Genomic DNA, 26,349 nt, shown 5'->3' with positions numbered 1-26,349 from the left:
AGCGTGTCAACTTTAATTAATTCTATAAAGAAAGTCGTTCAGTTTGGTTTGCAAAAAATTATTTTAGAAACTGGAGCAATTGCACGTCAAGCTACAGCATCTGTTGTTGTGAGCTTAGGCGGTACAACTGTTTTAGTAACTGTAGTGGGCAATAAACGACAAGTAGGTGAGGAACGAGATTTTTTTCCATTGACGGTTCAATATCAAGAGCGAACTTATGCAGCTGGGCGAATTCCCGGTGGTTACTTTAAACGGGAGGGCCGCCCTTCTGAAAAGGAAATATTAACTTCGCGATTAATTGATAGACCGATTCGTCCTTTATTTCCAGAAGATTTTCATAATGAAGTACAAATTGTTGCGACTGTTTTATCCTCAGACCCAGATATTAACGCAGATATACCTGCTTTAATTGGTGCTTCTGCTGCTTTAGCTTTATCAGGTCTCCCTTTTAAAGGCCCAATAGCTGCAGTAAGAGTGGGTTATTCGGAAGGACAATACATTTTAAATCCAAGCTTTAAACAACTTGAAACATCAGATTTAGATTTGGTCGTTGCGGCTACTGAAAAAGCGGTATTAATGGTGGAATCTCAAGCGGCTGAACTTTCCGAAGAAATAATGTTAAATGCTATTTTATTTGGACATCAACAAATGCAAGGCGTCATTCAAGCTATAAAAGAGCTTGCGGCAGAAGCAGGCAAGCCGGCTTGGGATGTAAAATCTCCGGCATCTGAACTGGATGTCAGTGTTGAGCAAGAAATGATCCAATCTGTTGAAACGTCATTAATTGAAGCTTACCAAGTTCCAGAAAAGTTTGCGCGTAAAATGAGGTTAGAAGAAATACAAGAGAGTGCTATTGCACAGTGGTTAGATGAAGAAAAAGGAATTACTACTAAAGCTATTCAAATATTATTAGCAAATTTAGAAGAAAAAATAGTACGTGGTCGGATTTTATCGGGTGAAACACGCATTGATGGGCGTGACAAGAGAACCGTTCGTCCTATTACTATTCTACCAGGATTTTTACCGCGTACTCACGGTTCAGCTTTATTTACTAGAGGCGAAACGCAAGCATTAGTTGTGACTACCTTAGGTACAGATAGAGATGCACAAACGGTAGAGGCATTGGATGGTGAAGGACGAGAAACATTTATGCTTCATTATAATTTTCCTCCCTATAGCGTAGGTGAAACCGGACAAATGGGTAGCCCTAAACGACGTGAAATCGGGCATGGCAACTTAGCAAAACGCGCTTTACGTGCGGTATTACCGAGCGAGTCCGATTTTCCTTATGTATTACGTGTTGTTTCTGAAATTACCGAATCAAATGGTTCCAGTTCTATGGCAACCGTCTGTGGTGCGAGTATAGCCTTAATGGATGCTGGCGTCCCTTTAAAGAAACACGTAGCGGGTATTGCAATGGGCTTAATTAAAGAAGGTGAGCAATTCGCAGTATTAACTGATATTTTAGGTGATGAAGATCATTTGGGGGATATGGATTTTAAAGTTGCAGGTACGGTTGATGGTGTTACAGCATTGCAAATGGATATTAAAATTGAGGGTATTACCGAGGAAATTTTGCAAGCTGCATTAAATCAAGCAAAAGAAGGTCGTCTTCATATATTAAGTATCATGCAAGAAACTTTAGCTGAGCCACGTATAGAAGTTTCTCCTTATGCGCCACGTATAACCACTTTAAAAATAAATCCTGAAAAAATACGTGATTTAATTGGAAAAGGTGGAGCAACAATTCGATCTATTACTGAAGAGACAGGAACCTTAATCGATATTAGTGATGATGGAGTCGTTAGAATCTCGACATCTGATTTACAAGCTTGCCAAAATGCAATAGAGCGTATTAGAAAAGTGACGGCAGAAGTAGAAGTGGGTCGTACTTATGAAGGTGCAATTGTTAAACTGACTGATTTTGGTGCTTTTGTTAACGTATTACCTGGTCGTGACGGTTTAGTGCATATTTCACAAATTTCTAAGGAACGTGTTGAGCAAGTGAGTGATGTATTAAGCGAAGGCCAAATTGTCAAAGTCAAAGTACTGGAGATAGATAGACAAGGCCGAATTCGTTTAACCATGAAAGATATAGAAACAGAAATGGAGAATGAAATACATTCGTGATCAATCAAAAGCAACCTACATCAGGTTTTATAAAATTAGTTAATAGAATAAAACCTCATATAAAAGAGTTGACAGTGGTTGATTTAAATAAAAAAATTAACAATCAAGCTGCTTTTTATTTAATTGATGTACGTGAGCGAGATGAATTTCAACAAGGATCGATTGCTCATGCAATTCCTCTTAGTAAGGGAATCATTGAGCGTGATATTGAGAAATACATTTCAGATTTTGAAGCAGAGATTGTTGTTTATTGTAGCGGCGGTTTCCGATCTTGCTTGGTGGCAGATAATTTACAAAAAATGGGTTATTTCCAGGTTGCCTCTTTGCAAGGTGGCTTGCGAGCTTGGTTAGAAGCAGGTTATCCACTAAGCAAAATAAACGAATAAAATAAATAATACCCCTCTAGAAATAAATTGCCGAGGTGGTGAAATTGGTAGACACGCAAGTTTCAGGTACTTGTGGGGAAACCCTTGGAGGTTCGAGTCCTCTTCTCGGCACCATTGCGCTTCTTTCTTAAATGACTCTGTAAAGATTAACACGGAAGATTTTTCTAGCCCTAGTAGCATCTTAAGTCAAGAATTAGAATTCCTGGCTTCAAAGTTTAGTGATACTTTTCCTTTTGCTGAACAATTACTATCCTTTCAAAAATGCACACTAATAATCTGTCATAAATCGATTCCATAGATTAATTGGTTATATAAAAAACTTGGTATTTAGTGGAAAATCGGTTTAAATAGTCAAAACTATTTTTAGCTGTATCGCATGTTGCGCGTTTCATCGCCTCTCTATGACATTAATAAAACTTTTGAAGAAAACTTCAGCAATCCCTCTTTTCCATCAATAAGACCACCAACACGAATTTGGCCAGATAAAGCCCAATGGGTTTCTTTATTAGGCTATTCCTTAGCCTCAAAAATCGGTGCAGCGGCATGCGCGGTAACAACCGGTAAAGGGATTGCATTATTAGCTAAACTAGGTTTTGACGTATTAACTTATAAAACAATACGACGTCAAGCCTATCCTACGCATCCATTACCTAATATTGTGTATCTCGAATCTGAAAAATTATTTGATTGTTCTGATTTAAAAGAAGTTCTTTTTACCAAGGATGCACCTGAAAAAATAAGTCACAAAATTGCTATTAGTAATTCCTTTGGTAATGGATGCTTGAAACCCATAGTAGTTATGCAAGATATCGCTTTTGCAAAAAACTCTTTAGCAGAGGGTCAAGTGTTGATTGTGTCTGTTTACGGTGAAGGTGATTCACTGCAAGCGATGTCAAAAGATTTTACCGCAGCCGCGTTGATGGCTAAAGAAGCAGGCGCCGATATTATCGAGTTAAATTTTTCATGTCCCAATTTAATGAAATCAGGAGAACCTCTATATTGGAGTAATGAATATGTATCGCAAATAACCGCTTGTGTTGTGAAATGCGTACGCGATATTCCCATATTACTAAAATTAGGTTTGATTCATGAGCATCAGTTTCCCATTAATTTATTAACTTCCGCAGCACGTGCTGGCGCAAGTGGGATAAGTGCTATCAATTCCATTAGTATGCGTGTATTGAATAAAAATCATCACCCGGCATTTGGAAAAAGAATTTATAGTGGGGTTTCCGGTTATCCGATTCGTCGGTTAGCGTTGCAAGTTGTTAAAAAATTAGTTCAAATTAATCAAACTGAAAAATTAAATTTAGTTATTTTAGGTATGGGTGGAATTACTTTACCTGAACATTTTGATGAATTTTTTAATGTAGGAGCTGATATAGCTCTTTCAGCAACTGGAATGATGTGGAATCCTTATCTTGCTACCCAATTTCACCAACGAACGAGATCATGAAAAAATTAGCTTCAGCGCATTTAGTATTAAAAACAGGTGAAAGCTTTATGGGATATATTCCATCAAGCCAAACAGCTGAAGTTTCTGGTGAAGTTATATTTAATACAGGAATGTTAGGTTATGTTGAGTCTTTAACAGACCCTTCTTATGCAGGGCAGATATTATGTTTTACTTATCCTTTGATAGGAAATTATGGTGTTTCTGCACCGAATACTTGGGAATCTAACAAAATTCAAGTAAAAGGCGTGATTATTTCTGAACTAGCCGCATTTTATTCAAATCATACTGCACAACGTTCATTACTAAATTGGCTAGAAATTGAAAATATATCCTTTATTACGGGTGTGGATACGCGTGCTTTAACACATTGCTTAAGAGTCAATGGAGTAACGCCAGGAATTATTACTCAATTAAAAAAACCTGAAAAGGATTTTATTGAATTTGAATCTATCGATTGGGTAAAACAGGTAACAATTACTGAACCTCTTCATTATGGTAAAGGCAGAAAAAAAATAATTGTTGTGGATTGTGGCTTAAAAGAAAATAGTTTACGTTGTTTATTAAAATTTCCACTAAAAATTAAACGAGTTCCTTATGATTATGATTATAGTCAGGAAGATTATGATGGCGTTTTTATCTCCAATGGTCCCGGTGATCCGCAATTATGTAAAAAAACGGTAGCTATTTTAAAAAAGGCTTTAGCAAAAAAGAAGCCTTGTTTCGGTATTTGTTTAGGGACACAATTAATGGCTTTAGCAGTTGGTGCTAAAACCTATAAGTTAATTTTTGGTCATCGTTCTCAAAATCAACCCTGTATCTATTTGCCTACTCAGCAATGCTATTTGACTTCACAAAATCATGGTTATGCGGTGAACGAAAAAACATTGCCTAAGGATTGGCGGGTATTATTTCGAAATTTAAATGATGGAACGGTTGCAGGAATTGAGCATAAGAAAGATCCTTTTTTCTCTGTACAATTTCATCCTGAAGCCATGCCTGGGCCCATGGATACACAATGGTTATTTGAACGTTTTTATCGCATGTTATAAAAATTATGAAAATACAACGATACAAGGGTAAAAAAATTCTGATTTTAGGTTCTGGTGGTTTACGAATAGGCCAAGCGGGAGAGTTTGATTATTCCGGTTCACAAGCCATTAAAGCACTTAAAGAAGAAAAAATTAATTCGGTATTAATAAACCCGAACATAGCTACCATACAAACGGATGCAAATTTAGCGGATGAAATTTATTTGCAACCGCTAAATTTGGATACGGTGAAGCGAGTTATCATTAAAGAAAAACCAGATGGAATTTTACTGGGTTTTGGTGGCCAAACTGCGCTTAATTTAGGTTTAGATTTAGAGGAAAAAGGCATATTAAAAAAATACAAGGTGGCGGTATTAGGCACATCTATTGCATCGATACGTCAAACCGAAGACAGAGATCTTTTTAAAGCGGCTTTAGCGAAGATAAAAATTAAAACACCACTTAGTTTTGCAGTCAAAACAGTTGCGGGAGCATTGCAAGCAGGAGAGAAGATCGGTTATCCCATTATGTTGCGTTCAGGTTTTTCCTTAGGAGGATTAGGTTCTGGAAAAATTACACATCGAGAAATACTTGAACAGCGTGCCCAGGAAAGTTTAGCCACCGCACCACAAATTTTAATAGAAGAATATTTATTTGGATGGAAGGAATTTGAGTATGAAATTGTGCGCGATCAATGCGGAAATGGATTAACCATTTGTAACATGGAAAATATGGATGCAATGGGTATCCATACGGGAGAAAGTATCGTTGTAGCGCCAGCACAGACTTTAAGTAATGAGCAACATCAATTATTACGCAATATGGCTTTACAAGTTGCTGAACATTTTAACATTATTGGCGAATGTAATATCCAATTTGCGGTTAACCCAAAAAATGGTGATTACCGAGTTATAGAAATGAATGCGCGTTTATCGCGATCCAGTGCATTAGCGTCGAAAGCAACCGGCTATCCATTAGCTTTCATTGCCACTAAGTTAGCATTGGGTTATCAGTTATATGAAATAAAAAATAGTGTTACTCAGGTGACAAGTGCTTATTTTGAACCGGCATTGGACTATATCGTAGTAAAAATTCCACGTTGGGATACACATAAATTAAAAGCGGCTGAAAGAACGATTGGCACTGAAATGAAGAGTGTCGGCGAAGTGATGGCAATTGGTCGTTCTTTTCCGGAAGCATTACAAAAAGCAGTGGGAATGTTAAATAAAGGAGCTACTTGCTTAATGGATTATCCAGAAAAAATTGATAATCCGCGTAAAGAAATACAATTTGCCACCGATAGACGTTTATTTGCTTTATATCAATTTTTTAAAAATGGTGGTTCAATCTCACAAGCTGAACGTTTATCCCAGATTAATTTTTGGTTTTTGGCGCAGATACACCAGCTCACAGAATTAGAAAGACAATTAAATTTTCGTAAGTTGAATAAAAATCTTTTATGTCAATTAAAACAAGCAGGATTTTCAGATAGTTTTATTGCTAAAACAAAAAATAAGTCGATAAAACAAATTCGAGCTTTACGTTTAAGATATGGTATTACGCCTTTTGTGAAGCAAATAGATACATTAGCTGGGGAATTTGCCGCGCAAACGAATTATCTTTACCTAAGCTATCATGCGATTGAACATGATATTTCTCCTGCTAAGCGGCGACCTATCATTGTATTAGGTTCAGGGCCTTATTCGATAGGATCCTCTGTCGAGTTTGATTGGTGTGCAGTTAATACTTCGCAGACTTTACGTCGTTTAAATGAAACAGCCATTATTATTAACTCAAACCCTGAAACCGTTTCTACAGATTATGATGAATCGGATCGATTGTATTTTGAACAGCTTACTTTTGAGCGTGTACAAGATATTGTGGATTTTGAATCAGCAAAGGGTATTATTGTTTCAGTAGGAGGACAAATTGCTAATAATTTAGCTGTACCATTAGCTAAAGAGGGTTACCATTTATTGGGAACGGATCCGATCTTTATTGATTATGCTGAAAACCGAGAAAAATTTTCTGCCTTATTAAATACACTTAATGTTGATCAACCTTCTTGGGAAAGAATTACTAGTTTGAGTAAAGCAAAAAGCTTTGCAGCTAAAGTGGGTTATCCTGTATTAATTAGACCTTCTTATATTTTGTCTGGCTCTGCGATGAATGTGGTTTTTGATCCGGAATCTTTAGATCAGCATTTACAAGCAGCTGCGCATGTTTCACAAGATCATCCGGTGGTGATCTCTAAATTTGTTCAAGAAGCAAAAGAATTAGAAATAGACGGCGTTGCTAAACAAGGTAATATTGTTATTGAAGCCATTTCAGAGCATATCGAGAATGCGGGTGTCCATTCTGGAGATGCAACGGTTGTGTTGCCACCTCAGAAGTTGTATTTAGAAACCATACGCCGTACTAAAAGTATAGCTCGTAAAATTGTAAAGGCTTTACACATCACGGGGCCATTTAATATTCAATTTATTGCTAAAAATAATGATATTCAGGTTATTGAATGTAATTTGCGAGCATCGCGTTCTTTTCCTTTTGTTTCTAAAGTGACAGGCCATAATTTCATCCAAATAGCTACCGAAGTAATGCTGAATAAGCACCACGCAAAACATTACGAAACTTTAGAGCTGGATTATGTGGGTGTCAAAGCAGCACAATTTTCTTATAGTCGTTTAAAAGGTTCCAATCCTGTCGCTCAAGTTGAAATGGCATCTACGGGTGAAGTGGCATGTATTGCAGAGGATTTAGTAGAAGCTTTTTATAAGGCATGGTTAGCAACGGATCAAAATATCGCAGAAAAGAAATTGTTATTAAGTGTTGCAGATAGCTATAAGATCAAGCTTTTACCTTGGATCAAACAACTTGATGATCAAGGTTGGCTTATTTACAGTACAGAAGGAACGCATCAATTTTTATCTCAGCATGGTATAGCCTCATATTTTGTTAACAAGACTAGCGAAGCTAAAAAACCGAATATTAGAGATTTAATTACGCAACGTAAAGTATCCACAATTATCAATATACCCAGTTCTATGACAGGCTTACAGCAAACTGATGGTTTTTTAATTCGACGTTTAGCTATCGATCATCATATTCCTTTAATTACTAATGCTCAGATTGCACTGATAATCTTGCAATGTTTAGTCAGCTTGTGGGGAAAAGAGTTACCTGTTGAGTCTTGGCAAAGTTTGGTTCTAAAAAAGAATGGATAGATGAAAACAGAAATATCAGTCGGAGATATTATTAATTTGAATGTGGTGAATTATGCCTAAAATGTTAGATAAAAAAGATATTATATCAATTCGCGATCTTGCTTTAAGTGAAGTAAATAGTATATTAAATCTTGCTAAAAAATTTAAGAAAAGCTTATCTAAAAAATTTTTACTTGATAAAATAATTGCGCATTGTTTTTTTGAACCTTCAACGCGTACCCGTTTATCATTTGAGACAGCTACCTTACGTTTGGGAGGGCAAGTCATTGGGTTTTCGGGCAGTGAAAATACTTCTATCCAAAAAGGTGAAGATTTACAAGATACTATCAAAACGATTTCTTATTATGCGGACCTTATTATCATTCGACATCCACTCGAGGGATCGGCACGTTTAGCTGCAGAGGTTTCTAATAAAGCCGTAATAAATGCAGGAGATGGCGCAAATCAACATCCTACACAAGCCCTGGCCGATTTATTCACTATTCAAGAAATGCAAGGAAATTTGGAAGGATTATCGATTGCATTGGTAGGTGATTTAAAGTACGGACGTGCCGTACATTCTTTAGTGCAACTTTGCGCTTTATTTAACATGAGATTATTTCTAATTTCACCTTCGTTATTAACCTTGCCAGAAGTAATCTGCGATGAATTGAAACATAAAGGTATTCGATTTTCTTTTCACTCAAGCCTAGATGAAGTGATTTCTAAAATAGATATTTTATATATGACTCGGTTACAGCAAGAAAGGTTTACACAATCAGAACATCAGCTATTTGAAGATCAATACATTCTGACACCAGATAAGTTAAAAAAAGTTAAAACTAATTTGAATATTCTACATCCCTTACCCCGCGGGCGTGAGATTGATAAAGCTGTTGATGAAACACCTTACGCTTTATATTTTAAACAAGTTGTTAATGCAGTTTATATCAGACAAGCTGTTTTATCGCTACTACTTGATAAGGTAACGTTTTAAACGATTTTTTTGGATAAAATTTATGATCAAAACTCGTTCGGTTTCTGCGATTGATAATGGTATCGTCATCGACCATATTCCGGCGGGTCAGTCACTTAACATTATGCGTTTATTACACGTGGTTAATAGTAAACAACGGGTTACTTTAGGCTTAAATTTGCGAAGTACCTCTTTAAAATTGAAAGATTTAATTAAAATTGAAAATCGATTACTTACCCCACAGGAAATTGAGCATGTCGCAATCTTTGCTCCTGGCGCTACGATTAGCCGAATTGAAAATTTCAAAGTTAGCGAAAAGTTTAGCTGTGAATTACCTAAAACTATACGTGATGTATTGGTGTGCCCTAACCAAAACTGTATTAATCACATTGAATCAAAAGGTTATTTTAAATTAGAAGGATCTTCGACTCAAGTAAAGCTTCGTTGTTTTTATTGCGAGAAACAATTTGATCGCGATCAAGTTGAAGAAATTTGTTTATGATACAGATAAATAATATTCTGACTATAGAAAATCAACGCCAAAATATTACTATCGATAGTGAACAAGAAATAACTATTGCTGCGAGTCATTTATTATTATTACCAGGATTAATCGATCCCCATGTGCACTTTCGAACTCCTGGTTTGGAATACAAAGAAGATTGGAAAACTGCTGCTAAGGCTAGCATAAAAGGCGGTTATACGACTGTTTTTGATATGCCTAATACCTTGCCTCCCACGGTAACACAAGCTGCCTTACAAGAAAAAAAAATGCTGATTGATCAACAATTAAAAGAAGCAAAAATACCTTTACGTTACCATTTATTTTTTGGCGCTGATAAACATCATTTAAATGAGATAAAAAAAGTAAAAGATCAGGTAATTGGCATTAAAGTTTTTATGGGGTGTAGCACAGGAGGTCTAGTTATCGATGATGACGAGAGTTTACACGCTATTTTTAAAATAGCGGCTGAAGAAAATATGTTAGTTGCGGTTCATGCGGAAGATGAGCGGCGATTAAAAGAAAATGAAAAAAAATTTACTGGACTACAAAATTATTCGATACATTCAAAAATTCGCGATGAAACAGCGGCCATATTAGCGGTAAAAAAAGCCATTCAGCTAGTACGTGAATATGGGACGCGTTTATATATTTTACATATTAGTACGCGCCAAGAAATTGATTTAATTGCACACGCTAAAGAAGAAGGCCTTCCTGTTTTTGCTGAAACAACTCCGCATCACTTGTTTTTAAATTTGACAGGTTATATTAGCTTAAAGGGTAAAGCAGTGATGAATCCACCTTTGCGAACTTCTGATCATCAGAAGGCATTATTTACCGCAATAAAATCGGGGGTTATTGATACCATAGGTTCGGATCATGCCCCACATACCCTAGAAGAAAAAGCAAGATCTTATGGTATGTGCCCATCTGGCGTGCCGGGTATAGAAACTACTTTACCATTGTTACTGGAGGCGTATCATCGAGATTTACTTACTTTAAACAATATAGTCGAATTAACTTATCGTCGAGCAAAAAAAATATTCCATTTGCCAGATTATCCAGAGGATTGTGTGCTAGTTGATTTATCCTTAGCAAAGAGGGTCGAAGATAAACACCTTAGTACTAAATGCCAGTGGTCCCCTTTTTCAGGACGTGTTTTGAGAGGTTGGCCTGTTACTACTATATTAAAAAGATGTGTCTATGATCTGACAAAAATATAATTATATCTGTTTCATCTCAAGCGGTTGAATGGGAAAGATGCACACCTTAAGTGCGAGAGGTATATTTTGTTAATCCTTTTTTAAACCATGCTAAAGCTTGCAGTGGTTCCTCCAGACCTTCCAATAATTCACCTAATTCCAGATAAGCTTCTGAATTAGAAGAATCATAGATTAAACTTTTTTCTAAATAATCCCGAGCTTTCCCCCATAATTTTCTCTGCTTACAAAGACGACCTAAACTTAATAAAAGATAAGGATCATCAGGATGTTTTTTAAGCCATTTTTCTGCTATTGCTAGTTGGCGGGCAGGGTTGATGCTTTTAATAAGACTATAGGTTGAAACGAGGGGGCCGAACCATTGTCTTTTTAATTGCTTTATTATTAACGATTCAGCTTTCGTATCTTCATGATGTCTTATAAGACCTTGAATATAAAAATTTAAAAGCAAAGGATCTTTTTTTAATTTTGTTGGTAAATTGTCCCATAGGTTCTCAAGCGTTGATAAATTGCAGGTATATTTTTCTTCACTTAGTAAATTTTCATAACATTCTTGTTGTAATTGTTGCTTTTGTTCTTTAGATACCCAGGTTTTATTTTCTAATTGAGGCAGAATTTCTAAAATACGATGCCAGTTTTGTGGTTTTTGATAAATAGAAGAAAATAAGCGTTGATCATCTGATGCCATGGTTTTTTTGCAGCGTTTTATGTCTAAATTTTGACACCATTGTTTTGGGAGCATTAATAAATAGCTAATAAATCGAATTAAATAATAAATTAAAATAAAGCTAATGGTTAGAATTAAGATAGCTAGCCATAGTGGCATTTCTAAGGCAAGTTGATGCCAAGTAATCAAGATATAACCCGGATCGAGAGTGATTTTAACTCCGAGCCAAACTGAAAGAGCAAGAACCAATAAAAAGATAAAAAACCGATGCATCAAGAGGGTTCCTTTTGATTAGCGGTAACTACAGGAGTAACGTTAGTATTAGTGGGTGTCTTTTTGATAATTGAAATGGCCTCGAGTAGTGGATTTAAATCAAGAGACGGAGTTTGTAAATCGATTTGTTTTAATTGTTCAATATTTTGTATAGCTGTTTGTGTAATAGGTGAGCCAGATGCAAAATGATCTTTTATATTTTCTTGAATTTCTTGCAAACTGGATTGATAAATAGTTGCTTCATGATGTATTAATGCCCATTGAGCTTGTTGTAATAATAATAGCAGGTTGTGTTGCAAATATTGTTGTTCTTTTTCTGGTAATAAAGGTTCTATAGGTTTATTTAAGCGTCGAATAACGATTAGCTGTCGGAAGCTATTTAAGCTATTTTGCAGCATAAGTATCCATTTATTTTCCGAAGAGTTACTGGTTGTAACATCAGGTTTTGCTGTAGCAGAATTAGATATTGTCAATAAAGGCAATTGCGTAATTTGTGCTTTTAAAGTCTGTATCTGGCCTAAGGTAGTTGCCAAGTCAATGTGGGGCAAGGCTTTTAAGCGAGTTAAGTATTGAGTTAACAACTGGTGAAGATTTTCTAATCGAATATCCGGACTTATTATGGTACCTAATTGTTTATCAGCTAGCGTCAGTGCAGACAGAGCATTGTCAGTATCGTGAAAATAAACAAAATTATATTGGGCTAACTGTATCAGTTGCTTAACATTAGCAAGCAATATAGCATTATCGTTAGCTGAGAATTTTTGTTCTATAAAATTTTGTAATTGTGCGATGTGTTGCTGAAGATTTTTACCATCAGCTTGATTTTGGGAGATCTGTGTTTGTATGGTCGATAGTTGACGTTGATATTCGCTAAGTCGTTCTTTGTTTTTTAACCAAAAAAAACTTAATCCTAAAAATAAACCAACCCAGGTGATGAGCAACAATCCTATAGCGCACCAAGCAATGGAACAGCTTTTAGAACGTAAAGGTTTATTTTTTTGGGTTTTTGTTTTTATTTCTGTTTCTTCTAAGTTCGGTGTGGGCTGTGATTCCATAGTGATTGCTCCCGCCAGGAAAACAGAGTTTGTAAGGTAGACTCTTTGCACTTGAATTTTATTCTGCATTGCCGTTCAACCCGCAATCTCATGTATCTTGAATACATTCCGGTTGCTTCATTCTCGAGGCACCTTGCCAAAAATCCAATTGCTGGAGTATAGCCGCATTTGTTGCATTATCCGATATTAAGGGTGGTTTGACAAAACCTAGTTTCTTAGCACTATCAGCTAGTCGAGGACTAATGACGAGCAATTGTTTTTTAAATAAAATATCTTGCCAGTAAGGATACAATAAGCGAACTAGATTTTTTAATCCGCTATGACTCGTACAAATAATGACATCAATTGCGTCCTGATAGGGAATGTTGTTTTTATCAATTTTTGGTAGCTGTCGCCTGTAAACGTTTAAATTATCAATTTGAGCCCCTAAATCTTTTAAGCCTTTAGCTAGAACGGGTCGACCACCTTCTCCCTTAATGATTAGAATCTTTTTTTGTTTTATATTCTGTAAAGCAATAAGCTTTAATAAGCCTATACTATTAAAATCTTTTTCTGGATAGTTATCGCAAGGCAGATTATGCTGTTTTAAAGATAGGGCAGTTCCGGCACCTGTGGCGATAGTTTTGAGATTTTTAGGCCAAGATGGCCAAATATCGTGAATATAATCAGCTGCTTTGAAGACCGCATTTGGGCTGATAAAGATGACCAAATCGTATTGATTAAGTTTTCTTATACCTAATACCACTTTTTTTATGTTCTTAGGGCCGATAATGTCTAACGTTGGAAAATGGATGACACTACCCCCTGAGAATCGAGTTTGTACTGCCAAATCTTGTGCTTGATGAATCGGTCGGGTTATGAGCGTACGTAAGCCATGTAAAGATGTCATGTGCACAAAAATATCCTTAAATTTAAGGGGAGGCAATACTGATCTTCAAGAAAATATCTAAACGAAATTAACGTTAAGACTAAGCGTAGCCTCGCTTGGAAACAATCAATGATAATGTTAACATGAAGAGTGATTATATATAATAAAGAGAAGTCCATATGGTTGAACTATCAACTTCGGTTCAAGCACGTAAGCGCAAACTCGATGAAAAAAAGCATAGGGATAAGTTGGACGGATTAAAATTTGCCCCGCCAAGTGGTTCTAACCGATTAAACAAATTGATTGCTTATAGCGATTTGTTTTTTTCTCAGGGAGAATCTCCTAATCCTAAATATGTAGCTGCACAACTGCGTGAAGCGATACTTAAAGCTATAAATGAGTTGCATGAAGCAATTGCAAGTAATCCAGAAGAGCATTCTATGAAGTTGCAAGAGAGTTATGTGCTATTGAGAATGCAATCTCGCTCTGTTAATGAGTCGGACGATGAATTTCAAGACCGGCTTTTTCAGCATACTACTAAAGCCCTTCCAGCAGATAGTACTAAGAAAGAGAACCCATGGTTAAAATTTAGCAAAGATGGGTATATAGAAGATGCTTATATATATTTATCTAAATATGCTTTTTGTTCTAGAATTGATCCGATCCATGCTCCTCAAGATAATGGAAGTTTGGAAACCGAACATGCTTCAATGAGATTGGCTAAATAGAAAGGTGTATACCTTTAGTCTTACGAAGTAAGTTTTGGATTTTAATTACATTTTTTCTAGCTGAAGCGAAATATCTTTTGGTTTTTATGTATTTAACCCGTTTAGAAAATTTAGATTTACAAAACAAACGTGTTCTCATCAGAGAAGATTTTAATGTGCCCCTTAATAAGGGCATGATTATGAGTGATGCGCGTATAAAAGCGGCATTACCAACGATTCAATATGCCTTAAAAAAAGGTGCGGCTGTTATTTTACTTTCCCATCTAGATAGACCAGTAGAAGGTTATGTTACCCTTGAACTTTCTTTAGCCCCGATCGCAACACGATTAAAGAAGCTATTGGGACAGCCAGTTAGATTTGTTGCTAATTGGCTAGAAGGATTTGAGATTTCACCTGGGGAAGTTGTTCTATGTGAAAATGTTAGATTTCAAACGGGGGAAAAGAAAAACGATCCTATTTTAGCTAAAAAAATTTCAAAATTGGGTGATATTTTTGTCATGGATGCATTTGCTACAGCACATCGCAGTGAAGCATCTACTGTAGGAGTAGCACAGTTCTCACCACAAGTTTGTATAGGGTTATTACTAACATCAGAGTTAAAAGCATTGAGTGTAGCATTGGAAAATCCAGCTAGACCCTTATTAGCCATTGTCGGTGGTGCGAAGGTTTCTACTAAACTAATGCTATTAACGTCTTTACTTAATAAAGTGAATTTTTTGATTCTTGGTGGAGGAATTGCCAATACCTTTTTAGTTGCACAAGGTTATTTTGTAGGCCGATCCTTATATGAAGTTGAATTGGTTAAAGAGGCAAAAAAACTTTTAGATTTATCAAAGCAATTAAAAGTTGAGATTGTGCTCCCTTCAGATGTTATTGTGGCTAGCGAAATCTCTGATAATGCAAAAGCTACCGTTAAAAAGTTAACTAAAATAAAAAATGATGAAATGATTTTAGATGTTGGACCAGAGTCAATAAAACGCTATACCGAGTATGTACAGCGGGCAGCGAGTATTTTATGGAATGGTCCCCTTGGAGTTTTCGAGATGGTTCCTTTTGAACAAGGAACACGTGCCTTGAGTCATGCTATTGCCAATAGCCCTGCTTTTTCCATCGCAGGGGGTGGCGATACTTTAGCAGCCATCGAAAAATATGGTATTACCGATAAAATTTCTTATATTTCGACGGGTGGCGGGGCTTTTCTTGAATTTATACAAGGAAAAACTTTGCCTGCGCTAGTGATATTAGAAGAACGTAGCAGGAAGGATCATCATAATGAAACGATTTAAACGAACCAAGATTGTGGCTACGTTAGGTCCTGCAACCGATCAGGCAGGTGTATTACAAGCCATGATAGCGGCAGGTTTAGATGTCGTTAGATTGAATTTTTCGCACGGTAAAGCAGAAGATCATATTAAACGAGCTAATTATGTTCGAGAATGTGCAAAAGTAGCAGGTCGGGAAATTGCCATTATAGCAGATTTACAAGGGCCAAAAATCCGTATTGCGCGTTTTAAAACGGGTGCTATTTTTTTAAAAAAAGATGCGTTGTTTATTTTAGATGCTGATTTAGATAAAAATGGAGGAGATGAATTTGCAGTAGGCATTGATTATAAAGAATTACCACGAGATGTGCATCGGGGAGACTTATTACTGCTTGATGATGGACGTTTAGTATTCAAAGTTAAAAAAGTTCAGAAAAATAAAATATTTTGTAATGTAGAGGTAGGTGGGGCGCTATCCAATAATAAAGGAATTAATCGAAAAGGAGGAGGTATTTCAGCTGTAGCTTTAACTGAAAAAGATAAAAAAGATTTAAAAACCGCTGTGAAATTAGATGCTGATTATATTGCTATTTCTTTCCCACGCAGTGCAGCGGATATGAATTTAGCTCGAAATTTATTAAAGAGAGCTAAAGGCCATGCCGGTTTGATTGCAAAAATAGAACGTAGTGATGCCATTCCTGTTATTGATGAAATTATCCGTGCTTCCGATGCAGTAATGGTGGCTCGTGGTGATTTAGGTGTGGAAATTGGGGATGCTGAATTACCAGCGGTGCAAAAACATATCATCCAGCGGGCACGATCTTTAGATAAAGCAGTGATAACCGCAACCCAGATGATGGAATCAATGATTCATAATGCTATTCCCACGCGAGCAGAAGTTTTTGATGTCGCGAATGCGGTATTAGATGGTACCGACGCCGTTATGTTATCTGCGGAAACAGCTACAGGAGATCACCCTGCATTAGTGGTTACAGCTATGGCACGTATTTGTTTAGGCGCAGAAAAACAAGCTAAAACGCGTGTATCTGGGCATCGAGTAGAATGTCAATTCTACCGTCCTGATGAAGCGATTGCCATGGCCGCTATGTACACAGCCAATCATTATGATATTAAAGCTATCATTGCTTTAACTGAGTCAGGCGCTACACCTTTATGGATGTCTCGGATTCGTTCTGGAATACCTATCTATGGTTTAGCGCATAGTTTAAAAACGACACGCCGATTAGCATTATATCGCGGTGTATATCCCTTATATTTTAACATTGATAAAATGCATAAAGAAAATATCAGTCAATTAGCTATTAAGAAATTAAAGAAACATGAGGTTTTAAAAAAAGGAGAACAAGTTCTAATCACTTATGGGGATTTATTAAAAACTACCGGTGGTACTAATACGCTAAAGATTCTAGAAGTAGATTAGTAAGATTGTTACATTACTCGAAACTTTTAATTAATCTAAGCTTTTGTTTTTTTTGAGCACTTATTACAAACACCATAAATAATTAGACTATGGTCTGTCATTTGATAATTAGCTTGTTTTGCTACAATCTTTTGGCGTTGCTCGATAATTTTATCAACAAATTCATCAACTTTTCCGCACTTGATACAGACTAAATGATCATGATGGGGGCCCTGATTCAATTCAAATACCGAATAGGCATCTTCAAAGTTTTGACGCTTCACCAAACCTGCTCTTTCAAATTGAGTTAATACTCGATAGACTGTGGCTAACCCTATGTCTTCACCCGATTCCAATAAGGTTTTATAGATATCTTCAGCGCTTAAATGACGAGTTTTAGCTTGCTCAAGTAATTCAAGTATTTTTAATCTAGGACCAGTTACTTTTAAACCCGCTTGGCGTAGTTGTTGATTATCCATTAGACTATCTCTAAACTCCTCGATTAGTAATAAGTATTGGGTGATTTTAAGTTAATTAAACTTTTTTTCTTATTGTGTTTTTAAATTAATGTAGAGATTGTGGTTACGGCTTTATTTTTAGTGATGATATTTTTATGAAAAAGTTGTTTTTAAGTGTGTTGTTAACATTAGTGATTTCTGGTTGCCATATTGTCTATCGGCCAGATATCCAGCAAGGGAATATACTGCAGCAGTCTACCATAGATCAGCTAGAACTCGGTATGACCAAGGAACAAGTTCGTTATCTATTGGGTAGCTGCGTATTACAGGCACCTTTTCAACCGGATCGTCAAGATTATATTTATTTTTTCCAGCCAGGGCATAGTGAGCCTATTCAAAGGCGCGTTACACTTATATTTTCCAACGGACGATTACAACACATTGAAAAATCAGTTCTTAATTAAAATGTTTAAGGTGCTAATAAAATATTTATAAACGTATTAAGAAGTTTTTTGTTTTTTAGCACGATTAATTCTAATTTTTTTAGGATCTATTCGCAGCGACTGATAAATTTCTATTCTATCCCCAGCGGTTACTTTAGTATCCAAATTGCATAATTTTCCAAAAATACCCACCTTATTTTGGTTTAGATTAATATGAGGGAAATCTAATAAAATACCCGAAAGTTTTATGGCAGTTGATACGCAAGTAGCAGGAGGGACTGAGATTTGTATAATTTTTTGTTGCTGATGATCAGCAAATACGACTTCAACTGAAAAAAATGACATGTTTATACGTTGTCTTGTTGATGAATGTTATTTTCAAATTGGCGATCCCCATAAACCTGCTTGGCACGATTGGAAAAAGCTTCTACTAACGTATTAGCTACTCTCTCAAAAATAGGAGAAAAAGCAAGCGCGAGTAAACGCGTAGAAAATTCAAATTCCAAATTTAAATTGATTTTTGATCCACGTGGTGTCGTTTCAAATGACCAATAGCCTTCTAAATGTTTAAATGGACCGTTGATAAGGTTAATTTCAATCAATTTGTCTTTTTGCATGCGGTTAGATGTGGTGAAACTTTTAGATAGTCCCCCTCCAGTTAAAGTAAGACGAGCCTCTATATTATCTTCATCCTGACTGATAACTTTACTTTCGGTACACCAGGGAAGAAATTCACTGTATTTTTCAATGTGATTCACAAGATCATACATTTCTGACACATTGTAAGGTACTTCTAACGAATGTTGAATAATTGGCATAATTAAGGTTCAGGGCGACTATCGTTCCTAGGTTTGCTATGCTTGAGAGCTATGATTGCTAATAAGTTTGAGTATATCCCATGAATTCTAAGAAAGCATTGCAAGCCACAACGATTGCATTAAATAGACGCGCCCGCCATGATTATTTTATTGAGCAATCTATCGAGGCTGGGTTAGTTTTACAAGGCTGGGAAGTCAAAAGTCTTCGTAGTGGACGGGCTCAGTTGACAGAGAGCTATGTCGTATTAAAAAATGGCGAAGCATGGCTTTTAGGGTGTCATATTACTCCGCTCGCAACAGTGTCTACAAATCATAGCCGCCCGGATCCAACCCGTACGCGTAAGTTATTACTCAATGAACGAGAACTAAGCAAATTTTCCGGAAGCATTATGCGTAAAGGGTATACGCTAATCGCATTAAAGCTTTATTGGAAAAAGAATCGAGTTAAGCTAGAAGTAGGTTTAGCAAAGGGTAAACAAGAGCATGACAAGCGAGCTAGTATCAAGGAAAGAGACTGGCAGCGGGAAAAAATGCGTTTAGGACGTTATTCCAGGTAAGATTAATACCTACATTTAACTTTTTAGCTCTATTTTTCAGGCTTAACAAGAAAGCATGCTATAAATGAGGTATAATAAACACTTGGGGGCGATCTGGCTTCGACGTCGGTTACAAACCCTAAGGTGCATGTCGAGGACGCAACTTTGCCTCGTTAATCATGTTGTAAATCTATAGTTGCAAACGATGCTAACTATAACGCTAAAGACGTTGCTATTGCTGCCTAATCGGTAGTTAATTTAGTAACGTTAGCGCTGCCTAAACAGCAGCCGGCGCCATGAACTCCATAGGCTTGTATGTGGAGGTAGTGGTCATAACTGACAAGCTCGTAGTCTAGCCCCTTCTGAGGCGAAAACTACTAAAATCAAACAGAATCGTCGGTCAATTCCCTGTCAATCGGAGATGGATCGATTAAACTTAAAGATTGTACTAAACATGTAGTGCCAAAGGCAGCGGGCTTGCGGACGTGGGTTCGATTCCCACCGCCTCCACCAGTTTTAAAAACGTTCTCTTAAGGATTTTGAGTTATCATTGAGGATATATAGATTTACGTAAACCTGAATCTAATATGAAAGTGAAGCCCAGCTAGGTCAATCTGATCCCCTAGTGACAACCTGCTTAAAAAAGAATAGACTACCGGCTCGTTAGAAAAACATGATTAATATTTATGGAAAACCTGGTTGTTGTTGTCCTAGGCCTTAATGAAAATCAGCTTACTGATCAAGTATTTCGAATGGTTGCTCATAGCGGTTGCCATATTGTTGATGCGCGTGTAAATACCACAGCAAAGCATGTGACTATGACCTTGCTGATTGGGGGAGCCTGGAATACCATTGCTAGATTTGAAACGCTCATAAAAAAATTCGAAGGTCATGTTTTAGTTGAGCGTACGCAAGTTCGTAGTGCACAACCGGATAATTTCCCTTATTCATCTTATATTGTTGCTCCCGATATACCTAATGTTTTAGCTAAGATTACTCATTTTTTATCAGAACAACAGGTAACATTGTATAATCTTCATATAGAATCCTATAAAGCCCCGATAACTGAAGCAGCAATGTTGGGAATTTCATTGTCTTTTGGTTTTCCGGCGCAACCGCCGCATTTAGTTGCAGATTTTCGCGAACATTTTATCGTATTTTGTGATGAACACAATTTTGATGTGGCTATGGAACCTCAAAAAAATTAAATCTATTTTCCTTTAATATGATTTGCCAATATGTTAGTTATAAATAAACCTGCACCTGATTTTAGTTTACCCGCTACTAGCGGTAAAATGATAGATTTAAAGAGTTTACTGGGTAAGAATGTGGTTTTGTATTTTTATCCTAAAGATTGCACCTCAGGATGTACGCAGGAAGGAAAAGATTTTTCAGAAAATTATAAAAAATTTGCTTCTTTAAATACAATAATTTTAGGAGTATCACGAGATAGCTTGAAGCTTCATAAAAAATTCAAGACAGAACAGCAATTTCCTTTTGAATTATTATCCGATGTTGATGAAAAAGTATGTCACTTATATAGCGTATTAAAAGAAAAAATGATGTATGGCAAAAAAACTCGCGGAATAGAGAGAAGTACTTTTTTGATTGATAAACAAGGTATTTTGTGTCAGGAGTGGAGACAGGTAAAAGTACCTGGTCATGTAGTAGCAGTTTTACAAGCAGTTGCTGAATTAAGTTAATAGGCCATTAACATAGTTTATTTTTATGTGTATGTATTTTTTTGTAAGAAATAGCATTTAGAATAGCTTTTACCACACTAGCTAGAGGTATAGCAAAAAATACTCCCCAGAATCCTAGTAAACCTCCGAAGATAAGTACAGCAATAATGATAGTTACTGGATGCAAATCAACTGCTTCAGAAAATAAAAAGGGTACTAATACATTAGCGTCTAATGTGATAATTAAAGTGTAAACTGCAACTAGATAGGCAAAATGCGCTGTCCATCCCCATTCTAAAAATCCGATAATAAGAACAGGAATAGTTACCATAACTGCTCCTATGTAAGGAATAATCACTGAGATCCCAACTAATACACTGAGTAATATCGCGTACTGGAGACCAAGTATTGCAAATGAAAGATAAGTAACTATCCAGACTATCAGCATCTCTAAAGCTTTCCCTCTGACATAATTACCTGTTTGGGCAAGAACTTCTGTCCAGACTTGAGAAATTAATCGACGCTTTTCAGGTAAATACTGAGTCAGCCAGGTGATTATTTTTTTTTCATCGAGTAAGAAAAAATAGACTAGCAAAGGGACTAATACAAAATAAATGGTAAAGGCAATAATATTGGGAATATAACCTAGTGAAGCAGATAATATTCCTTGTCCAGAATGGGTTAATTCAGCCTTAAACTGAGTAATCCATTCTTGAATTTGACTGGCAGATGTATAGCCTGGGTAACGAGTGGGGAGATACAAAAGTAGCGCTTGGCCTTTTGCAGCCATGGCAGGGAGTTCAGCAATTAAGTTACTTAATTGGCGAAATAATAACGGTAACAAACCCACAATTGCCAGGATAACTAAGCCCACAAAACTAATATACACTCCTAAAACCGCAGCGATTCGTGGTAAACGGAGCTTTTCTAAGGAGCTAATAGGCCATTGTAATAAATAAGCCATAACGACACTGACAAACACAGGAGCTAAAATTTTTCCTAAAGAGGAAAAAACGATAATAATAAATAATAGGAATAACCATAAAATAGCCAATTCTGGGTCAAGAAAGTATCGTGTAAACCAGTTTTTAATAAGTTGCAGCATAGTTTAAGTCGCTACTTCTATGAAGTGTGAATAAGTGAAGTCTATTGAACAGATAAGTTAAAGTCAAAGTATACTCTGTCAAAAATCTAATTGCTGTGAATATATAGCTTGCTTTTACCTTTGGTGTAGGATAGAAGCGCTTTTACTCCCATTCTATGGTCGCAGGAGGTTTTCCCGAAATATCATAAACTACCCTGGAAATTCCACGCACCTCATTAATAATTCGATTTGATACAGTCTCGAGTAATTGATAAGGCAGATTAGCCCATCGAGCAGTCATAAAATCTATAGTCTCAATAGCACGGATTGCAATAATTGGAGCATATTGACGAGCATCTCCAATAACCCCAACAGAATTAATCGGTAAGAAAACACAAAAAGCCTGGCTTGTTTTATGATAATAATTTTGTCTACGAAGTTCTTCAATTAAGATAAGATCAGCTTTACGCAATAAGTCTACTTTTTCTTGAGTTACTTCGCCTAATATTCGAATTGCTAATCCAGGACCTGGGAAAGGATGTTTGTATACTAGGTCGGGCGGCAAACCTAATTCTATACCCAATTCACACACTTCATCCTTAAATAGCTCACGTAAGGGTTCCAATAACTTAAGTTTAAGTGTATCTGGAAGCCCACCTACATTATGATGAGATTTAATAGCATGCGCTTTTTGAGTGCTTGTCCCAGCAGACTCAATGACGTCAGAATAGATGGTGCCTTGTGCTAACCAAGCGATATCTGAATGTTTACTGGCTTCAGTTTCGAATATTTCAACAAATAAATTACCAATAGCTTTACGTTTTTCCTCGGGATCAATTATCCCTTTTAAAACGTCTATAAAGCGCGCAGAAGCGTCGATTTTTACAACTGAAATATGCATATCATCTGCTAAAGCCTGTATCGCAGAGTCTTTATCAGTAATGCGCAGTAAGCCAGTATTAACAAAAACACATAGTAATTGCTTGCCAATCGCTTTATGTAATAATGCAGCTAATACAGTAGAATCGACACCACCTGATAGCGCAAGTAATACCTTTTCATTACCTACCTTCTTTTTTATTTCAGCAATCTCATGCTCTAAAATTTTAGGTGCTGTCCAGCTTGCTTGGCAATGGCAAATTTTTTCTACAAAGCGTGCTAATATTTTTTTCCCTTGGCGGGTATGTGTTACTTCTGGGTGAAATTGCAAGCCGTAGAAATCACGTGTGGGATCAGCCATGCCAGCAATTGGCGTATTAGGAGTATTTAATATAAGAACAAAACCAGGAGGAAGTTGTTCAACATGATCTCCATGACTCATCCAGACATCTAACAATACATCTTTTTCATTTTGGGGATTATCTCGGATATGAGTTAATAGTTCAGTTTCAGCAGCCACTAGAGCAGGCGCATATCCGAATTCACGGTTGGCGCAGGACACGACTTTACCCCCAAGTTGCTCAGCCATAGTTTGCATTCCATAGCAAATCCCTAAAATTGGACAGCCTAAGCTAAATACTATTTTTGGAGCTCGAGGAGTGGTATCTGAAGTAACGGTTTCAGGACCACCTGATAAAATAATTCCTTTCGGCGCAAAAGCTAAAATTTCAGATTCTGAGATATCGTAAGGATAGATTTCACAATAAACATGCAATTCACGAATGCGTCGCGCAATTAACGGCGTATACTGTGAGCCAAAATCGAGAATTAATATGCGTTCTTTTGGGATTGTCATCTTAAGGTACACTCCGTTTTTATTCGATATTTAATTTTAAGGTTCATAAAAAAAGCTAGAAATTATTTTGAGAGTGGATATGAAATATTCAATCTTCTCGGTAATAATTAGGAGCTTCTTTAGTAATTGCCACATTATGAACATGACTTTCTCTTATGCCGGCAGCGGTAAGTTTTATAAATTGCGCTTTTTTATGGAGATCGGCAAGATCGACACTTCCTGTATAACCCATGCCAGCCTTAACTCCACCTAATAAATGTTGAATAACTGTTTGTAAAGGGCCCTTATAAGGTATTCTTCCTTCTATGCCTTCAGGAACTAGCTTATTTACTTCTAAAGTTTCTTGAAAATAACGATCCGATGATCCTTGTTGCATAGCTCCTAAAGAGCCCATACCACGATAGGCTTTGTAAGGTTGACTTTGATAAAGTTCAATTTCTCCGGGTGCTTCTTCGGTGCCTGCGAACAAGCTGCCTATCATGACTGCGTGTGCGCCAGCGGCCAACGCTTTACAAAGATCGCCTGAATAACGAATCCCACCATCAGCAATAAGAGTTACGGGTTTTCCTTTTAAGGCTGCAGAAACGTTCATGATAGCGGTAATTTGAGGGACACCGACACCCGTTACTATTCGAGTTGTACAAATAGAACCTGGCCCTACGCCTACTTTTATAACCTCTGCACCTGCAGCTGCTAAAGCTTGTGCCGCATCGGCAGTAGCAATATTTCCGGCTATGAGGGAAACGTCTGGATAGGCAGTTTTTAACCATTTGACCATATCAATAACGCTTTGGGCATGACCGTGTGCGGTATCAATACAGATTATATCTGCGCCAGTTTCAATTAATGATGTTGCACGCTCCTTAGCATTAATACCTATGCCTACAGCTGCACCTACGCATAACTGACCGCGTTGATCCTTAGTTGCGAAGGGTTTTTCTTTGGTTTTCTGCAAATCTTTTGCTGTCATCAATCCTCGGCAACGAAATTGTTCGTCGACAATCAATATTTTTTCTAAACGATGACGATTCAGTAAACCTATTATTTCTTCAGGTGCCGCTTGTTCTTTAGCTGTAATAAGTCTTTCTTTAGGCGTCATAACTTGAGAAGCGGGTTTCTCTAAGTTTTCTTCGTAACGTATATCTCTATGTGTGACTATACCTACTAATTGGTCCTTTTCGATAACGGGTATCCCTGAAATCGAGTAAGTTGCCATCAGCTTGAGTAATTCGCGTAAAGTTGTTTCCGGTGCAATAGTGATAGGGTTTCTTACCATTCCATTTTCAAAGTTTTTTACCTTTCTAATTTGTTGAATTTGAGCTTCTATGGACATATTTTTATGAATAATGCCTAACCCCCCTTCTTGAGCGAGTGCTATAGCAAGCTTAGCTTCTGTAACGGTATCCATGGCTGCAGAAATTAATGGGATTTTTAAATTTATTTTAGAAGTTAATTGTATTTCCAGGGATACATCTTTAGGTAAAACCTTTGAGTGGTTGGGAAGTAATAGAATGTCGTCAAACGTTAACCCTTCTTGAATCATTTTCATAATATAAGTAAATAATAAAAACTAAATAAAATTGCGTAGAAGGTACCTTATACCCCCCCTTGAAGTCTAGTGGCCGAAAAATAAAAAACCATATTTAGTCCAGAATAGGCTGGCTTTTATTATCTATTTTTAGTTAACTACTTGAGTTAAAATAAGTTTTTTAAGCTTAATAAATATCTCTTACAAGGAGACTGACCATTATGTCCCAGGCATTACTTCAACGTAATTTAGATACTCCCGGTGCAAGACTTAAATATTTACGCTCAATTTTACGGCTTACTAGAGCATATATAGAAAAAAAATATAAATTGCCTGAAATTACTTTGAAATCTTGGGAGAATAGTATGATAAAGATTTCAAAAAATGGCATTAAACGTTGTGTAGCAGTTTATAAAAATGAAGGTTTAATAGTTGATGAGTCTTGGATAGCTGACGGCAAAGGATTAGATCCTACCGTTAGGCTTTCATTAGGTCATTATTTTGCTATGCCTAGTGAAATTGTCAATTTACCTATTGATGCAGATGATGAGGTTGCAATGATGCGAGATGCCCAAGAGTTTCGAGATCGTTATGCGAATGCGGTAGTCATGATTGTTTCTAATGATGAAATGAGTCCTCAATATAGAGCGGGAGATTATGTGGGCGGGAGATTAAGATACAGCAATGAATTTGACAAAATAGTGAATAAGGACTGTATTATTTACTTGAAAGATGGGGGCCAATATTTTCGGCGGCTGTTTAAAGATTCTTTAGGTCGGTTTAATCTGGCCTGTTTAAACCCTATGGGAAGAACGGCAGAGCCTATCATTTTTGATGCAGATATAGAGTCTGCCGCAGCAGTTATATGGGTCCGGAGAAAAGATGAATAAT

The 26,349-nt window shown here is 36.7% G+C and carries 25 protein-coding genes, 1 tRNA gene and 1 other RNA gene; 18 read left to right on the top strand and 9 right to left on the bottom strand.

Features of this window, described 5'->3' with window-relative positions; all coding sequences use genetic code 11:
• The first annotated feature begins 15 nt into the window (after window positions 1–15).
• From pnp to A1D18_RS05630, 9 genes are all read left to right on the top strand, one after another.
• Window positions 16–2,130, top strand: coding sequence for a polyribonucleotide nucleotidyltransferase (gene pnp / locus A1D18_RS05670; RefSeq protein ID WP_071663029.1), 2,115 nt, complete (start codon window positions 16–18; stop codon window positions 2,128–2,130).
• Window positions 2,130–2,516, top strand: a complete 387-nt coding sequence (locus tag A1D18_RS05665) for a rhodanese-like domain-containing protein (RefSeq protein WP_071663028.1) — start codon at window positions 2,130–2,132, stop codon at window positions 2,514–2,516. The genes pnp and A1D18_RS05665 overlap by 1 nt, the downstream gene beginning before the upstream one ends.
• Before the next feature lie 29 nt (window positions 2,517–2,545).
• A tRNA-Leu gene (locus A1D18_RS05660) sits at window positions 2,546–2,630 on the top strand.
• 262 nt (window positions 2,631–2,892) lie between these two features.
• Window positions 2,893–3,972 carry a tRNA-dihydrouridine synthase gene (locus A1D18_RS05655; RefSeq protein WP_071662816.1) on the top strand — a complete coding sequence of 360 codons (1,080 nt, stop codon included), beginning with the start codon at window positions 2,893–2,895 and terminating at the stop codon, window positions 3,970–3,972.
• The gene (carA, locus tag A1D18_RS05650; protein WP_084028761.1) at window positions 3,969–5,021 is read left to right on the top strand and encodes a glutamine-hydrolyzing carbamoyl-phosphate synthase small subunit; all 1,053 of its coding nucleotides are present in this window, start codon (window positions 3,969–3,971) and stop codon (window positions 5,019–5,021) included. The genes A1D18_RS05655 and carA overlap by 4 nt, the downstream gene beginning before the upstream one ends.
• A 5-nt stretch (window positions 5,022–5,026) precedes the next feature.
• Complete coding sequence (carB, locus tag A1D18_RS05645; protein WP_071662815.1) at window positions 5,027–8,224, top strand: carbamoyl-phosphate synthase (glutamine-hydrolyzing) large subunit; 3,198 nt, start codon at window positions 5,027–5,029, stop codon at window positions 8,222–8,224.
• A gap of 52 nt (window positions 8,225–8,276) precedes the next feature.
• Window positions 8,277–9,200 carry an aspartate carbamoyltransferase gene (gene pyrB / locus A1D18_RS05640; RefSeq protein WP_071662814.1) on the top strand — a complete coding sequence of 308 codons (924 nt, stop codon included), beginning with the start codon at window positions 8,277–8,279 and terminating at the stop codon, window positions 9,198–9,200.
• A 22-nt stretch (window positions 9,201–9,222) separates the two neighbouring features.
• Window positions 9,223–9,681: an aspartate carbamoyltransferase regulatory subunit gene (gene pyrI / locus A1D18_RS05635; RefSeq protein ID WP_071662813.1), complete on the top strand. Its 459-nt coding sequence runs from the start codon at window positions 9,223–9,225 to the stop codon at window positions 9,679–9,681.
• Window positions 9,678–10,904: a dihydroorotase gene (locus A1D18_RS05630; protein WP_071662812.1), complete on the top strand. Its 1,227-nt coding sequence runs from the start codon at window positions 9,678–9,680 to the stop codon at window positions 10,902–10,904. Before pyrI ends, A1D18_RS05630 begins: the two co-directional genes overlap by 4 nt.
• A 46-nt stretch (window positions 10,905–10,950) precedes the next feature.
• Here the strand turns inward: A1D18_RS05630 and A1D18_RS05625 are convergent, their stop codons facing one another.
• From A1D18_RS05625 to A1D18_RS05615, 3 genes are all read right to left on the bottom strand, one after another.
• Complete coding sequence (locus A1D18_RS05625; protein WP_071662811.1) at window positions 10,951–11,841, bottom strand: heme biosynthesis protein HemY; 891 nt, start codon at window positions 11,839–11,841, stop codon at window positions 10,951–10,953.
• A complete protein-coding gene (locus A1D18_RS05620) occupies window positions 11,841–12,896 on the bottom strand; it encodes a uroporphyrinogen-III C-methyltransferase (protein ID WP_071662810.1) in 1,056 nt (351 codons plus the stop codon). Before A1D18_RS05620 ends, A1D18_RS05625 begins: the two co-directional genes overlap by 1 nt.
• An 88-nt stretch (window positions 12,897–12,984) precedes the next feature.
• The gene (locus tag A1D18_RS05615; protein WP_071662809.1) at window positions 12,985–13,785 is read right to left on the bottom strand and encodes a uroporphyrinogen-III synthase; all 801 of its coding nucleotides are present in this window, start codon (window positions 13,783–13,785) and stop codon (window positions 12,985–12,987) included.
• 158 nt (window positions 13,786–13,943) lie between these two features.
• On the opposite strand from A1D18_RS05615, the gene A1D18_RS05610 reads away from it, so the two are divergent.
• The 3 genes from A1D18_RS05610 (at window position 13,944) to pyk (ending at window position 17,195) form a co-directional block, all read left to right on the top strand.
• A complete protein-coding gene (locus A1D18_RS05610) occupies window positions 13,944–14,492 on the top strand; it encodes a hypothetical protein (RefSeq protein WP_071662808.1) in 549 nt (182 codons plus the stop codon).
• Between the two features lie 86 nt (window positions 14,493–14,578).
• Window positions 14,579–15,778: a phosphoglycerate kinase gene (locus A1D18_RS05605; protein ID WP_071662807.1), complete on the top strand. Its 1,200-nt coding sequence runs from the start codon at window positions 14,579–14,581 to the stop codon at window positions 15,776–15,778.
• Complete coding sequence (pyk, locus tag A1D18_RS05600; protein ID WP_071662806.1) at window positions 15,765–17,195, top strand: pyruvate kinase; 1,431 nt, start codon at window positions 15,765–15,767, stop codon at window positions 17,193–17,195. The genes A1D18_RS05605 and pyk overlap by 14 nt, the downstream gene beginning before the upstream one ends.
• A gap of 35 nt (window positions 17,196–17,230) precedes the next feature.
• Here pyk and fur read toward each other — a convergent pair whose 3' ends face one another.
• A complete protein-coding gene (gene fur, locus A1D18_RS05595; RefSeq protein ID WP_071662805.1) occupies window positions 17,231–17,653 on the bottom strand; it encodes a ferric iron uptake transcriptional regulator in 423 nt (140 codons plus the stop codon).
• A 134-nt stretch (window positions 17,654–17,787) separates the two neighbouring features.
• On the opposite strand from fur, the gene A1D18_RS05590 reads away from it, so the two are divergent.
• Complete coding sequence (locus A1D18_RS05590) at window positions 17,788–18,096, top strand: outer membrane protein assembly factor BamE (RefSeq protein ID WP_084028759.1); 309 nt, start codon at window positions 17,788–17,790, stop codon at window positions 18,094–18,096.
• Between the two features lie 36 nt (window positions 18,097–18,132).
• Here the strand turns inward: A1D18_RS05590 and A1D18_RS05585 are convergent, their stop codons facing one another.
• Together A1D18_RS05585 and A1D18_RS05580 are read right to left on the bottom strand one after the other, a co-directional pair.
• The gene (locus tag A1D18_RS05585) at window positions 18,133–18,420 is read right to left on the bottom strand and encodes an RnfH family protein (protein ID WP_071662803.1); all 288 of its coding nucleotides are present in this window, start codon (window positions 18,418–18,420) and stop codon (window positions 18,133–18,135) included.
• A gap of 2 nt (window positions 18,421–18,422) precedes the next feature.
• Entirely contained in the window at window positions 18,423–18,893 is a 471-nt protein-coding gene (locus tag A1D18_RS05580) for a type II toxin-antitoxin system RatA family toxin (protein ID WP_071662802.1), read from the bottom strand.
• Between the two features lie 80 nt (window positions 18,894–18,973).
• Here A1D18_RS05580 and smpB point away from each other — a divergent pair, with 80 nt between their 5' ends.
• From smpB to A1D18_RS05560, 4 genes are all read left to right on the top strand, one after another.
• A complete protein-coding gene (gene smpB, locus A1D18_RS05575; RefSeq protein WP_071662801.1) occupies window positions 18,974–19,450 on the top strand; it encodes an SsrA-binding protein SmpB in 477 nt (158 codons plus the stop codon).
• Between the two features lie 84 nt (window positions 19,451–19,534).
• Window positions 19,535–19,942: a transfer-messenger RNA gene (gene ssrA / locus A1D18_RS05570) on the top strand.
• Between the two features lie 173 nt (window positions 19,943–20,115).
• Window positions 20,116–20,637: a glycine cleavage system transcriptional repressor gene (locus A1D18_RS05565; protein ID WP_071662800.1), complete on the top strand. Its 522-nt coding sequence runs from the start codon at window positions 20,116–20,118 to the stop codon at window positions 20,635–20,637.
• Window positions 20,638–20,667: 30 nt separating this feature from the next.
• On the top strand, window positions 20,668–21,132 hold the full coding sequence (locus tag A1D18_RS05560) for a peroxiredoxin (protein ID WP_071662799.1): 465 nt from the start codon (window positions 20,668–20,670) through the stop codon (window positions 21,130–21,132).
• Window positions 21,133–21,139: 7 nt separating this feature from the next.
• On the opposite strand, the gene A1D18_RS05555 is transcribed toward A1D18_RS05560, so the two are convergent.
• The 3 genes from A1D18_RS05555 to guaB all read right to left on the bottom strand — a co-directional run bounded on the left by A1D18_RS05555 (window position 21,140) and on the right by guaB (window position 25,479).
• Window positions 21,140–22,216 (bottom strand): AI-2E family transporter, encoded by a 1,077-nt coding sequence (locus tag A1D18_RS05555; RefSeq protein WP_071662798.1) that lies wholly within the window; start codon window positions 22,214–22,216, stop codon window positions 21,140–21,142.
• A 142-nt stretch (window positions 22,217–22,358) separates the two neighbouring features.
• The gene (guaA, locus tag A1D18_RS05550; RefSeq protein ID WP_071662797.1) at window positions 22,359–23,930 is read right to left on the bottom strand and encodes a glutamine-hydrolyzing GMP synthase; all 1,572 of its coding nucleotides are present in this window, start codon (window positions 23,928–23,930) and stop codon (window positions 22,359–22,361) included.
• An 88-nt stretch (window positions 23,931–24,018) separates the two neighbouring features.
• The gene (gene guaB / locus A1D18_RS05545) at window positions 24,019–25,479 is read right to left on the bottom strand and encodes an IMP dehydrogenase (RefSeq protein ID WP_071662796.1); all 1,461 of its coding nucleotides are present in this window, start codon (window positions 25,477–25,479) and stop codon (window positions 24,019–24,021) included.
• 200 nt (window positions 25,480–25,679) lie between these two features.
• On the opposite strand from guaB, the gene A1D18_RS05540 reads away from it, so the two are divergent.
• On the top strand, window positions 25,680–26,348 hold the full coding sequence (locus tag A1D18_RS05540; protein WP_071662795.1) for a S24/S26 family peptidase: 669 nt from the start codon (window positions 25,680–25,682) through the stop codon (window positions 26,346–26,348).
• Window position 26,349 lies beyond the last annotated feature (1 nt).

Origin of the sequence: Candidatus Rickettsiella isopodorum, assembly GCF_001881495.1 — a bacterium.
Taxonomy (GTDB): Bacteria; Pseudomonadota; Gammaproteobacteria; order Diplorickettsiales; family Diplorickettsiaceae; genus Aquirickettsiella; species Aquirickettsiella isopodorum.
This window is presented reverse-complemented; position numbering and strand designations above follow the sequence as displayed.